Annotated in this window: 11 protein-coding genes; 4 read left to right on the top strand and 7 right to left on the bottom strand. The window is 69.1% G+C overall.

Annotated features, from left to right (window positions below; translation table 11 throughout):
* Positions 1–12 precede the first annotated feature (12 nt).
* Together PS467_RS26610 and PS467_RS26605 are read left to right on the top strand one after the other, a co-directional pair.
* On the top strand, positions 13–372 hold the full coding sequence (locus PS467_RS26610; protein ID WP_311037359.1) for a hypothetical protein: 360 nt from the start codon (positions 13–15) through the stop codon (positions 370–372).
* On the top strand, positions 369–644 hold the full coding sequence (locus PS467_RS26605) for a hypothetical protein (protein ID WP_311037358.1): 276 nt from the start codon (positions 369–371) through the stop codon (positions 642–644). The genes PS467_RS26610 and PS467_RS26605 overlap by 4 nt, the downstream gene beginning before the upstream one ends.
* A gap of 82 nt (positions 645–726) precedes the next feature.
* On the opposite strand, the gene PS467_RS26600 is transcribed toward PS467_RS26605, so the two are convergent.
* The 7 genes from PS467_RS26600 to PS467_RS26570 all read right to left on the bottom strand — a co-directional run bounded on the left by PS467_RS26600 (position 727) and on the right by PS467_RS26570 (position 11,423).
* A complete protein-coding gene (locus PS467_RS26600; RefSeq protein ID WP_268974211.1) occupies positions 727–1,884 on the bottom strand; it encodes an ABC transporter ATP-binding protein in 1,158 nt (385 codons plus the stop codon).
* Positions 1,877–2,935, bottom strand: a complete 1,059-nt coding sequence (locus PS467_RS26595) for an ABC transporter ATP-binding protein (RefSeq protein ID WP_311037357.1) — start codon at positions 2,933–2,935, stop codon at positions 1,877–1,879. The genes PS467_RS26600 and PS467_RS26595 overlap by 8 nt, the downstream gene beginning before the upstream one ends.
* Positions 2,936–2,946: 11 nt before the next feature.
* On the bottom strand, positions 2,947–3,936 hold the full coding sequence (locus tag PS467_RS26590; protein WP_311037356.1) for an ABC transporter permease: 990 nt from the start codon (positions 3,934–3,936) through the stop codon (positions 2,947–2,949).
* Complete coding sequence (locus PS467_RS26585) at positions 3,929–4,855, bottom strand: ABC transporter permease (RefSeq protein ID WP_268974208.1); 927 nt, start codon at positions 4,853–4,855, stop codon at positions 3,929–3,931. The genes PS467_RS26590 and PS467_RS26585 overlap by 8 nt, the downstream gene beginning before the upstream one ends.
* Positions 4,856–5,004: 149 nt before the next feature.
* Positions 5,005–6,645, bottom strand: a complete 1,641-nt coding sequence (locus tag PS467_RS26580; RefSeq protein ID WP_311037355.1) for a peptide ABC transporter substrate-binding protein — start codon at positions 6,643–6,645, stop codon at positions 5,005–5,007.
* A gap of 543 nt (positions 6,646–7,188) precedes the next feature.
* Positions 7,189–9,084 (bottom strand): translational GTPase TypA, encoded by a 1,896-nt coding sequence (typA, locus tag PS467_RS26575; protein ID WP_311037354.1) that lies wholly within the window; start codon positions 9,082–9,084, stop codon positions 7,189–7,191.
* Between the two features lie 164 nt (positions 9,085–9,248).
* The gene (locus tag PS467_RS26570; RefSeq protein ID WP_311037353.1) at positions 9,249–11,423 is read right to left on the bottom strand and encodes an ABC transporter family substrate-binding protein; all 2,175 of its coding nucleotides are present in this window, start codon (positions 11,421–11,423) and stop codon (positions 9,249–9,251) included.
* Positions 11,424–11,730: 307 nt separating this feature from the next.
* Between PS467_RS26570 and PS467_RS26565 the strand changes: the two genes are divergently transcribed.
* Entirely contained in the window at positions 11,731–12,015 is a 285-nt protein-coding gene (locus PS467_RS26565; RefSeq protein WP_311037352.1) for an Rv0250c family protein, read from the top strand.
* 75 nt (positions 12,016–12,090) lie between these two features.
* Positions 12,091–12,936, top strand: coding sequence for a succinate dehydrogenase subunit SdhC (sdhC, locus tag PS467_RS26560; protein WP_311037351.1), 846 nt, complete (start codon positions 12,091–12,093; stop codon positions 12,934–12,936).
* Positions 12,937–12,950: the final 14 nt, after the last annotated feature.

Genomic DNA, 12,950 nt, shown 5'->3' with positions numbered 1-12,950 from the left:
GGAGACAGCGCCGTGAGCACACAGCCCATAGAGGACTCCCACGACGAGCCGCTGTTCCCCATGCCGCCGCTGACCGAACAAGCGTTGCGGGTCGCCGTGCGCTCCCTGGACCTCAGCGCCGCTGTCCGGTTCGAGGAGGAGTTCCATAACGCCTGGCAGGAGGCGGTGCAAACCGACAGCACCGTCCCCATGCACACCTTCCTCCACCGCTGGGGAGTGTTCGTGGCTCTGCGGCGCTATCCGGGCCGGGCCCGGCGGCTCCACGAGCTGGAGGTGGCCGTCGCCGAGGCGCCCAGTATCGAGGACGCCCGGCGGGCCTCAGCCGAGATCGGGATGCTGCTGGACGCCGCGCGCCGTGAGGTCGCAGCGTGAGCGATTGGACCTGGGAATACCTGCCCGATACCGAGAACGTGGTCGGCGGGCTGGACCCGCAGATCAAGCACGATGTTGAGCGGCTCGCCCAGCGGCTGGCCGACGCCGCTGCCGTCAAGTACCTCGGCGAGCCACCGATTCATGAGTCCGGGGTGTCTCGATTACTCGACCATGCAGAGGGCCGACTGATCGTCTGGTATCAGGAGCATCGTCGCCTCACCACCATCCTCGTCGTCCGGGTGCGGCATTGGCCCGAGTCGGACGGGGCCTGAACGACGGGGAGGGCCCGCCCGGACCGTGATCAGCACGGTCCGGGCGGGCCCTCGTCGTTCGGCAGCGGCCCGCGTGGAAGCGTCAGGCGTGGACCACGTCCTTCTCCTCCGCGAAGTGGCACGCCGACTCGTGCGCCGCCGGCGAATCCGTGCCGGCGAAGCGCTCGGGGATGGCCAGGAGCGGGGTCTCCTTGGCGCACTTGTCCTCGGCCTTCCAGCAGCGGGTGCGGAAGCGGCAGCCGGAGGGCGGGTTGGCCGGGGAGGGCACGTCGCCGGTGAGGATGATGCGCTCGCGGCCCTCGCGCGACTCCGGGTCCGGGACCGGGACGGCCGACAGCAGCGCCTGGGTGTAGGGGTGCGTCGGGTGGTCGTAGATCTCGGTGTCGGAGCCGATCTCGGCCATCTTGCCCAGGTACATCACGCCGACCCGGTCGGAGATGTGCCGGACGATGGACAGGTCGTGGGCGATGAAGATGTAGGAGAGGTTGAACTCGTCCTGGAGGCCCTCCATCAGGTTGATGACCTGTGCCTGGACGGAGACGTCGAGCGCGGAGACCGGCTCGTCGCAGATGATGATCTCCGGGTTGAGGGCGAGCCCGCGGGCGATGCCGATGCGCTGGCGCTGGCCGCCGGAGAACTGGTGCGGATAGCGGTTGATGTACTCGGGGTTGAGGCCCACCACGTCCAGGAGTTCCTGGACCTTGCGGCGGCGGTCGCCCTTGGGGGCCACCTCGGGGTGGATCTCGAAGGGCTCCCCGATGATGTCGCCCACCGTCATGCGCGGGTTGAGCGAGGTGTAGGGGTCCTGGAACACCATCTGGATGTTGCGGCGGACGGCCCGCAGCGCGCGGCCCGACAGCTTGGTGATGTCCTGGCCCTTGTAGAAGACCTCGCCCGCGGTGGCGGTCTCCAGGGTCATCAGCAGCTTGGCGACGGTGGACTTGCCGCAGCCCGACTCGCCGACGATGCCGAGGGTCTCGCCCTGGTAGAGGTCGAAGGAGACGCCGTCGACCGCCTTGACGGCGCCGATCTGCCGCTTGAAGAGGATGCCCTGGGTCAGCGGGAAGTGCTTGACCAGGTTGCGCACCTGGAGGATCGGCTCGCCGCGGTCGACCTTCGCCTCGAGCGCGGCGACCGCCTCGTCCTCGGTGGCCGCGTCGACCGTCTCCACCTCCGTGACGTTGGGGGTGGCGTCCGCGGCCGGCTCCACGGCCGTCTCGGTCTTCTCGGTGTCAGCCATGGAGGGTCTCCTTCCAGAAGTGGCAGGCGCTGCCGCGGCCCGGCAGCTCCGTGCCGTCCTGCTCGGTGACCGGTACCAGGGCGGGGACCTCCGTACGGCAGATGTCCTGCGCCTTGGGGCAGCGCGGGTTGAAGGCACAGCCCGAGGGGATCTTGAGCAGGTTGGGCGGCAGACCCTTGATCGCGTAGAGCTCCTGGCCCTTGCGGTCCAGGCGCGGGATCGAGTCCAGCAGACCGCGGGTGTACGGGTGGGCGGGGCGCTTGTAGAGCTCGTGCACGGGGGCGGTCTCCACGATCCGTCCCGCGTACATCACGGCGATCTTGTCGGCGACGTCCGCCACCACACCCAGGTCGTGGGTGATCAGGATCAGACCCATGTGGTACTCGCGCTGGAGCTCGGCGAGCAGGTCCATCACCTGGGCCTGGACGGTCACGTCCAGGGCGGTGGTCGGCTCGTCGGCGATGATCAGGTCCGGCTCCAGCGCCATCGCCATGGCGATCATGATGCGCTGGCGCATACCGCCGGAGAACTGGTGCGGGTAGTCGCCCACCCGCTCCTTGGCCGCCGGGATGCGCACCCGGTCCATCAGCTCGATGGCCTTGGCCTTGGCCTCCTTCTTGGACAGGCCCTGGTGGACCCGGAACATCTCGCCGAGCTGGTAGCCCACGGTGAGCACCGGGTTCAGCGCCGAGAGGGCGTCCTGGAAGATCATGGCGATCTTCTGGCCGCGGATCTTCCGGCGCTCCTCCCCCGACATGGTGAGCATGTCCTCGCCCCGGAACAGGATCTGGCCCTGCGGGATCTTGCCGGGCGGCATGTCGAGGATGCCCATGATCGCCTGGGCGGTCACGGACTTGCCGGAGCCGGACTCGCCGAGGACGGCGAGCGTCTCACCGGCGTGGACGTTGTAGTTGACGCCGTTGACGGCCTTGGCGACACCGTCCCGGGTGTGGAACTCCACATGCAGGTCGCGGACTTCCAGCAGCGGGGTGCCGTCGTCGCCGGCGCCCTGACGGACGGCGTCGTCCGCGGTCTTCTCGATGGTGGTCACGTACGCCCTCCTCAGCGCAGCTTGGGGTCGAGGGCGTCGCGCACCGCGTCGCCGAGCGTGATGAATGCGAAGACGGTCAGGCTCAGCATTCCGGCCGGGAACAACATCACATGCGGGTTGTCCCGGATGGCGTCCTTGGCGTCGGAGATGTCGATGCCCCAGGAGATGGTGGGGTCGGCGAGGCCGAGACCGAGGAAGGACAGCGTGGCCTCGGCGGAGATGTACGCGCCGAGGGAGATGGTGGCCACCACGATGGTGGGGGCCAGCGCGTTCGGCAGGACGTGCCGGAAGAGGATCCGGGGCGTGCCCGCGCCGAGCGCCCGCGCCGCGGTGACGTAGTCCGCCTGCTTGGCCGTGATCACCGAACTGCGCATCACCCGGGCGATCGTCGTCCAGCCGAGGAAGGCCAGGGCCGCGATGACCACGTACACCTTGCGCTCGGTGAACGCGTTCAGGACGACCATCGCGCCGAGCAGGAACGGCAGACCGAAGAAGATGTCGACGAGCCGGGAGATGATCGAGTCGATCCAGCCGCCGAAGTACCCGGCCACCATGCCCAGCAGACCGCCGAAGAGGGTCACCACCACGGTCACGCCGACGCCGACCAGGATGGAGGCGCGGGTGCCGTAGATGACGCGGGCGTAGATGGAGCGGCCCTGACCGTCGTAGCCGAACCAGTCGGCCTGGAAGAAGTGGGTCAGCTCGGGCTTGCTGAGGAAGTGGTTGGTCAGATCGCCGTCGCGCGGGTCGGCGCCGGTGAACAGGCCGGGGAACGCCGCGATGAACAGCAGCAGCACCAGCAGCACCGCCGAGATCCAGAACAGCGGGCGATGGCGCAGTTCGTACCAGGCGTCACCCCACAGCGAGCGCGGCTTGCCCTGGGGGGCGGGGCCGGCGACGGGGGCGGTGTCCACCTCGGTCGGCGGGGCCACGGCGTCGACCGCCGTGTCGACTGCCGTGCCGGACGGCGATCCGGACGGGGATTTGGTCACGTCAGGCATACCGGATCCTCGGGTCCAGGACCGCGTACAGCAGGTCGACGAGCAGATTGATCAGCAGGATGACGAGAACGAAGACGGTCACGATGCCGACGATGGTGGAGCCTTCCCGCTGCCCGAGCGCCTTGAAGAGCAGATTGCCGACGCCCTGGACGTTGAAGATGCCCTCGGTGACCACCGCGCCGCCGACCAGCGCGCCGACGTCGGTGCCGAGGAAGGTGACCACGGGGATGAGCGAGTTGCGCAGCAGGTGGACGCCGACGATCCGGCGGCGCGGCAGGCCCTTGGCGAGCGCGGTGCGCATGTAGTCGGCGCGCAGGTTCTCCGCGAACGTGGTCCGGGTCAGCCGGGCCACATACGCCATGGAGAGCATCGCGAGGACGAAGCCGGGCAGCAGCAGCTGCTGGACGTCCATCGAGTCCTGCACGTTCGGCGGAAGCCAGCCGAGCTCGTCGGCGAAGATGAACCGGGCCAGGTAGCCGAAGACGAAGACCGGCATCGAGATGACGATCATCGTGAAGATCAGCACGCCGGTGTCGGCGGCGCGGCCGGCCCGCAGACCGGCCCAGGCACCGAGCCCGATGCCGACGATCATTTCGATGGTGAGGGCCACCGCCGCGAGGCGGAGGGTCACCGGGAAGGCCATGCCCATCTCCTCGGAGACCGGGCGGCCGCCGAAGGTCTTGCCGAAGTCTCCCTGGAAGAGGTCGGCCATGTAGTCGAGGTACTGCTTCCACAGGGGCTGGTCCAGCCCGAACTCATGACGCAGGGACGCGACCTGCGCGGGGTCCGCGGCCTTGTCTCCCCACATCGCCCGGATGGGATCACCGGGGAGGACGTGGACCATGAGGAAAATAATCAGTGTGGTCCCGATGAAGACCGGGATCATCTGGAGCAGTCGCCTGGCGACGTAGCGCCCCATTATGCCTCCATGCCGTTGGGGGGCGGCGAAGGCCACGTCTCGTCTGCGCCACGCGGGTGGGGGGATGAGCTGCGGGCCTCACGCCTGCGGACCGGTGCCGCCGCTCCCCGGTGGGAGGAGCGGCGGCACCGGCCGGCTGGTCCCGATGATTACTTCTTCACCTGCACGTCGGTGAAGATGGGGTCGCCGTCCTGGCCGTAGGGGATCTTGCCCAGGATCTTGTTGGACTGGCCGCTGTTGACCTTGTAGAACCACAGCGGGATCGCCGGCATGTCCTTCGCGAGGACCTGCTCCGCCTGCTGGTAGAGCTTCACGGTCTCGTCCAGGGTGGCGGCCTTGTCTGCCTTGTTGGCGAGCTCGTCGAACTCCTTGTTGGCGTAGCCGCTGGTGTTACCGGCCGCCTTGGAGCCGTAGAGGTCCCTCATGAAGTTCGAGTTGACCGGGTAGTCGAGCACCCAGCCACCGCGGTACATGGACTTGACCTGGTGCTTGTCACGGGCGTTCAGGTCGGCCTGGAAGTCGGGCTTGGAGTCGCCGACGCAGTCGACGCCGGTGGCCTTGCGGATGCTGTTGCAGACCGCGTCCACCCAGGGCTTGTGGTCCTGGTCGGCGTTGTACTGGATCGAGATCTTGTTGCCCGGGACGCCGCCGCCCTCCTTGATGAGCGCCTTGGCCTTGGCCGGGTCGTAGGTGACCTGCTCCTTCAGCGCGCCGGCCTTGTAGCCGAGCACACCGCGGGCGACATAGCTGTCGGCCGGGGTGCGGGAGCCGTGCAGCACGGTCTTGGTGATCGTGTCACGGTCGATCGCCATGGACAGACCCTGGATGACCTTGGGGTCGATGTCCTTGAACTGCTTGGTGTAGAAGGCCGGGACGATCGACTGGACCGCCGAGTACTCCTCGTCGATCGCGCGGCTGCCCAGGTCGCTCTTGTAGTTGGTGAGCGCGGTGGTCGGGACCTGCTCGATCCAGTCGAGGTTGTTCGAGCGCAGGTCCGAGTAGGCCGCGTCGGCGGTGGTGTAGTTCTTGAAGTCGATGCCGCCGTTCTTGGCCTTGTTCGGGCCCTTGTAGTCCGCGAACTTCCGGACCTTGATCATCTTCTTGTGGTCCCAGGAGACGAACTTGTAGGGACCGTTGCCGACCGGCTTCTCACCGAAGCCCTTGGGGTCCTTGAAGAAGCCGGTGGGCAGCGGGGCCCAGACGTCGTAGCCCAGCTTGTAGGCGAAGTACGAGACCGAGCTGTTGAGCTCGATCTTGAACTCGTTGTCGTTGACGACCTTCAGGCCGGACATCTTGTCGGCCTTGGGCTTGCCCTTCTCCGGGTGGACGTCCTCGTAGCCCTTGATGTCCTGGAACCAGCTGGAGTTGGTCTGGTTGTTCGACACGTTGGCCGACCAGTTCCAGGAGTCCACGTAGGACTTGGCGGTCACAGTCTCGCCGTTGTGGAACTTCCAGCCCGGCTTGAGCTTGACGGTCCAGACGGAGGAGTCCTTGTTGGGGGTGACGGACTCGGCGTTGACGTACACCAGCTTGCCGGTGCCCGGCTCGTAGTCCACCAGACCCGCGAAGATCGTGCGGAGCACGCGGCTGCCCTGGCTCTCCTTGGCGTTCGCCGGCTGCAGCGGGTTCTGCGGCTCGCTCAGCTGGGCGGTGATGATCCCGTTCGGGTCCGCCGTGCCCTTGTTCATGTCATTGCTGCCGCTGTCACTGTCGCCGCCACCACAGGCGGTCGCGGCCAGCGCCACAACCGCTGCCAACGCGACCCACTTGGCGCTCTTGGCACCGCGCATGGGTTTGCCTCCTCAGGAGTCCACTGTCACTACGAGAGGGGGCGCCCGGAGACACGCTGACACCCCTGACAGCGAAAGGGACCGGAACCCCCCAGATGCGCTCGTAGGTCCGCGCTCCCCACAGCGTGTGACCCATTGACCCGAGCTCAATGGACCCCATGATTGAGCACGTCCGGCCCTTAAACCACACCTTATGGGTCTCGCTTTGGTCACAGCATCTACGCGCGGAGCTTCGAAATCCGGACAAAACTGCCCCAGACAGACACACGCGAAACGGACTGTTAACACATCATGCGGAGCCCGAACACCGATATCCGGACACGCGAATCCGCATAACCGCTTGACTGACACCTTCCTGACATGGCAACGGCCCGGACCCCCGCTGTGGAAGCGGTGGGTCCGGGCCGTTGGGAGCTCACGGACGCACGGTGGGGCGCCTACGCTCAGTGACCGGCGCCGGGGTGCGCATCGGCGCGCGGCATGGCCTTTCCGGCGCCCGGCGCGTGGCTGTGCGCGTCAGCGCCCAGCACGCGGCCGTACGCGTCAGCGCTTGGCGCGGGCGGCGGTCCGGGCGCGCTCCTTCTGGTCGAGCACCACCTTGCGGATGCGCACCGTCTCCGGCGTCACCTCGACGCACTCGTCGTCGCGGCAGAACTCCAGGGACTGCTCGAGCGACAGCAGCCGCGGCGGGACCAGGGACTCGGTCACATCCGCGGTGGAGGACCGCATGTTGGTGAGCTTCTTCTCCTTGGTGATGTTGACGTCCATGTCGTCGGAGCGGGAGTTCTCGCCGACGATCATGCCCTCGTACACCTCGGTGCCCGGCGAGACGAACAGCACACCGCGCTCCTGGAGGTTGGTCATCGCGAAGGCGGTCACCGCGCCCGCGCGGTCGGCCACCAGCGAGCCGTTGTTACGGGTCTTCAGCTCGCCGAACCACGGCTCGTGGCCCTCGTGGATGGAGTGCGCGATACCGGTACCGCGGGTCGAGGTCAGGAACTCGGTACGGAAGCCGATCAGACCGCGGGAGGGGACGATGAACTCCATGCGGACCCAGCCGGAGCCGTGGTTGGACATGTTGTCCATCCGGCCCTTGCGGGTGCCCATGAGCTGGGTGACCGCGCCCATGTGCTCCTCGGGCACGTCGATGGTGATGCGCTCGACCGGCTCGTGCACCTTGCCGTCGATCTCGCGGGTGACCACCTGCGGCTTGCCGACGGTCAGCTCGAAGCCCTCCCGGCGCATGGTCTCCACCAGGATCGCCAGCGCCAGCTCGCCCCGGCCCTGCACCTCCCAGGCGTCCGGGCGGTCGGTGGGCAGCACGCGCAGCGAGACGTTACCGACCAGCTCGCGCTCGAGGCGGTCCTTGACCAGCCGGGCGGTGACCTTCCGGTCCTTCACGGCCGACTTGTCCGCGCCCTTGCCGCCGGGGCCACGGCCGACCAGCGGGGAGGTGTTGGTGCCGATGGTCATCGAGATGGCGGGCTCGTCGACGGTGATCAGCGGCAGCGCGATCGGGTTCTCCGGATCGGCCAGGGTCTCGCCGATCATGATGTCGGGAATGCCCGCGACGGCGCAGATGTCACCGGGGCCGGCCACCTCGGCGGGCTTGCGGGTGAGCGCCTCGGTCATCAGCAGCTCGGTGATCCGGACGTTGGAGATGGTGCCGTCGCGCTTGATCCACGCGACCGTCTGGCCCTTCTTCAGCTCACCCTGCTCGACCCTGAGCAGCGCGATCCGGCCGAGGAAGTTGTCCGCGTCCAGGTTGGTGACATGGGCCTGGAGCGGCGCGGCCGCGTCGTACTCGGGCGCCGGGACGGTCTCCAGCAGGGTGGAGAAGAACGGCTGGAGGCTGTCGCTGTCGGCCGGGACGGTGCCGTCCTCCGGCTTGGTCAGCGAGGCCACACCGTCGCGCGCACAGGCGTAGACGATGGGGAACTCGATCTGCTCCTCGGTCGCGTCCAGGTCCAGGAACAGGTCGTACGCCTCGTTGACGACCTCGTCGATCCGGGAGTCCGGGCGGTCCGTCTTGTTGATGCACAGGATCACCGGCAGCTTGGCCTGGAGCGCCTTGCGCAGCACGAAGCGGGTCTGCGGCAGCGGCCCCTCGGAGGCGTCCACCAGCAGGACCACCGCGTCGACCATGGACAGACCGCGCTCGACCTCACCGCCGAAGTCGGCGTGGCCGGGCGTGTCGATGATGTTGATGGTGACGGGGTCGCCGCCGTCCGCCGGGTGGTACTTCACGGCGGTGTTCTTCGCGAGAATGGTGATGCCCTTCTCGCGCTCCAGGTCGTTGGAGTCCATGACCCGGTCGTCCACCTGCTGGTGAGCGGCGAACGCACCCGCCTGCTTGAGCATGGCGTCGACGAGGGTCGTCTTGCCGTGGTCGACGTGGGCGACGATGGCGACGTTACGAATGTCGTGGCGCGTGGGCATAGAAGCGCGCTTCTCCCGGTTTCGTGGGTGGCGGCGCGCTCCTGGTGCGGCGCGCCTTCCGCCGGGCTGATCACGCCTCGGCCTCACCCCCATGGTACGGGGAGGGCGCGAGGACGGATGCCGCAGCCCGTCCCCGCGCCCGCCGTCCTTCCTGTCCAGCGGCTCTAGCGGCGGAAGCCGATGTCCTGGTAGCGGGGGGTGGCGAAGCCGAAGGCGCCCGCGTTGACCAGTCCCTTGCGCATCGCGACCAGCTGGGGGCGCTGATAGAGCGGAATCGATCCGGCCGCCGCCCAGATCCGCGAGTCCGCGCGGCTGACCAGGGAGCGGGAGGTGCCGCCGTCCAGCTCGGTGAGCGCCTGGTCGAAGAGCTGGTCGATCTGGTCCGTGCCCACCCGGGTGTAGTTCTGCTCGACGACCAGGGAGCCGTCGGCGGCCGGCTGCGGCTTGGCGTAGATCGGGCGGCCGTCGGTGGCCGGGTAGGCGGAGGCGGGCCAGGAGTAGAGGGCCAGGTCGTAGTCGCCGGTGACGATGTGGTCCCGGAAGTAGCTCTCACCCGGAACCCTGGTGATCTCGGTACGGACGCCGATCTTCTCCAGCATCCGCGCGATGCGCTCGCCGACCGTGCGCAGCTGGGCGCCGGTCCGGTCGTCGGGGAGCACGAAGCGCAGCACCAGCGGCCGCCCCTTCTTCCGTACGACCGCCGCCTCCCCGACCCGTCCGGACCGCCCCGCGTCCCCGGCCGCGGGGGCGGCACCGGAAGCGCTCTCGGTGGGGGTGCCGGAGGCGCTCTCGGTAGCGGCACCGGAGGCGCTCTCGGTGGCGAAATTCGGGGCGCCCTGGGCGGCGGGGTCCGTGCCGGGCGCGTACGCGGACGGGTCCGTGCCGGGCGCGTACGCGGACGAGTCCGTGGCCGGAGCCGTGGCGGGGTCCGTGGCCATGGCCGTCGGGGCGCTCCGCCGCCTGCCCCGGTCGTCCGTCTTGCCGTCGAGCGCCTTCTGCCGGCCCGCGTCGCTCGCCCGCCAGCCCGCGTCGGCGAGCAGCGACTGCGCGGCATGGGTGTCCGGGGCGCCGAGGGCACCGCTGTGGTCCTTGTAGCCCGACTGGCCCGCCATCAGCAGATGGTTGCCGAGCGGATCGGCCGGCAGCCCCAGCGGCTTCAGCACCAGCTTCGCGAGGGCCTTGCGGTCGATCGCGCGGGCCACCGCGCGGCGCACCCGCTCATCGGCGAGCGGGCCCTTGGTGCCGTTGAGGGCGAGCTGGGTGTAGGCGGGGTCCAGGGCCTTGCGCAGGGTGAACCTGCTGAGCGCCCGGGTCCGCGACCGGTTCGTGCCGGTGCCGGCTCCCGCCGCCGCCCCGGCCGCCTCCCGACCGTCCGCCGCCTCCCGACCGCCGGCCGCCTCCCGACCGCCGGCGGACGGCTCCGGCGCGCCCGCCTCGCCCGGGGCCGAGGAGCCCCGGGTGGCGCCCGCGGCCTGCTTGCGGGGGCTGGCGGCCCGGATGCGCCGGGCGGTGGCCCGGTCCACCTCGGCCAGGTCCAGCTGCCCGGCGATCAGGGCCTCGGCCCGCTTCTCGGCCGGCACCGCCAGGAACATCACCCGGCTCAGCCGGGCCCGGTCGCCCCACCAGCGGGGGTTGCGGACGAGGGTGACGGAGGTGTCCGTGACCTGGCGCACCATGAAGGGCCCGGCGCCGACCGCGAGGCCCTTGCCGGCCGCCGCGGAGAAGACCGCCGGGTTGCCCATCACGCTCTTCGGGTACAGCGGGGTGAACAGCGAGCGCCAGTCGGTGTACGGCTTGGCGAAGGTGACCTTGACCTCGTGCTCCTTGTCCCCGGGTTCGATCTTCGCGATCCGGTCGTATCCGGCGTTGCGCGCCGTCCCGTACGCCGCGTCGGTGCCGCGCAACGCCTTCCACTGGGCCTGGAAGTCCTCCGCGCCGATCGGGCGCCCGTCGCTCCACACCGCCTTGGGGTTGAGCTTGTAGACCACGACCTGCTTGGGGTCGCTCGAGGTGACGTCGGCGGCGGTCAGATAGTCGCCGTTGCGCTGCGGCCTGCCCCGGGCGTCGAGGGTGTAGAGGGAGGGCAGCACAGCGCCGGCGACCCGCTGGGTGCCCGTGTCGGCTTGCGGCCGGAAGGTGTTGAAGGTGGCGGGCGTCGCGTCCAGGGCCCAGCGCAGGGTTCCGGTGCCGGTGGTCCCGGTGCGTGGTGCGGAGGCGATGTCCCAGGCGGCGCGCGGCGGCGGGCCGTCGTCGTCCGAGCTACAGCCGGTCAGCACGGGAAGCGGCAGCATCACCCCCACGGCGAGCAACATGGCGCGGCGGCGCTTGGCGATGGGCATGGCTCGTACCTCCGCAGGGTGACGGATATATGCGCATTTGGCACAATGTGACGTTGATCGCATATACTCCTCACTCAAAGCGACGGTTCATGAGACAGCACGCTGAGACGGCCACGGAGACGGCCACGAGGGGAAAGGATCACCCGACCGGATCAATGCGACGGGCGCGCGCTCCGGCGCACTGCGGCGGAATCGCGCCGGTGGCTCCGCCAATCACGACAGATCCCTTCACAACCACGACCGCGGCGCGTAACACTCGCTGTCGCATGAGCGTCGCCAACCGCAACCGCGGAAGTGAGGGCAAGTCATGTCCTTGAACGACGACTTGACGGCCGTCCAACGCTGTCTCGATGACCTGGTCCGCTCCGTCTCCCGGCTGGAGCAGCGGGTCGGCGCCGACGGGCTGGAGATACGCCGGGTCCGCACCGACGCGGACCACCTGCGCGAAAGCCTCGCCCTGTTGCGCGAGACGGCTCCCGAGGAGCGATCACGCCCCGAGATGGTTCTGGTCCCCGACGCGCCGTACAACAGTGCGCTGTGGTCGGACGTCGATGACGAGGGCCTCGGCGCGCGCGATCGCCACGCGCCCTAGGGACGGTCCGGCGCGCCCCGCGTCGGCGGGATGCGCCCCACCGTCCCCCCACACCACTCCACCGCGGAGTTCCCCTTGGCCACAGGCACCGATCCGCAAGCCGTCACGCCCCCCGACCGCCGGACGGCCCCGCACGGGGTGCACAGCGCCTCCCGTGCCGCCATCCCCGGCCGCCATCTGCGCAGCGACCGCTGGTGGCTCGCCCCGGCGGTCACCGCCGCCGGGCTGTTCGCGTTCGTCGTCTACTCCACCTGGCGGGCCTTCGCCGGGGACGACTACTACGCCGAGCCGTACGTCTCCCCCTTCTACTCGCCCTGTATCGCGCAGAACTGCGTACCGATGAAGGGCGGCGCCAACTGGGAGATCTTCGGCGCGTGGTGGGGCCTGTCCCCCGCGCTGCTGATCCTGATCTTCCCGCTGGGCTTCCGGCTCACCTGCTACTACTACCGCAAGGCGTATTACCGGGGCTTCTGGGCCTCACCGCCCGCCTGCGCCGTCGCCGAGCCGCGCACCACCTACACCGGCGAGACCCGCTTCCCGCTGATCCTGCAGAACGTCCACCGCTACTTCTTCTACTTCGCGGTGATCGTCGCGGGAATCCTCACCTACGACACCGTGCTCGGCTTCCGGGACGAGCACGGCCGCTGGGGCCATATGGGCCTTGGCACGCTGGTGCTGCTCGTCAACATCGCGCTGATCTGGGCGTACACCCTCTCCTGCCACTCCTGCCGGCATATCGTCGGCGGCCGGCTGAAGCACTTCTCCCGGCATCCGGTGCGCTACCGGCTCTGGGGCTGGGTGAGCGAACTCAACATGCGCCATATGCAGCTCGCCTGGGCCTCTCTGATCAGCGTCGCCGTCGCCGACTTCTACGTCTATCTGGTGGCCAGCGGTGCCTTCGACGATCCCCGCTTTTTCTAGGAGAGGTGCTCATC

Source organism: Streptomyces luomodiensis, from assembly GCF_031679605.1.
GTDB classification, from domain to species: Bacteria; Actinomycetota; Actinomycetes; order Streptomycetales; family Streptomycetaceae; genus Streptomyces; species Streptomyces luomodiensis.
This window is presented reverse-complemented; position numbering and strand designations above follow the sequence as displayed.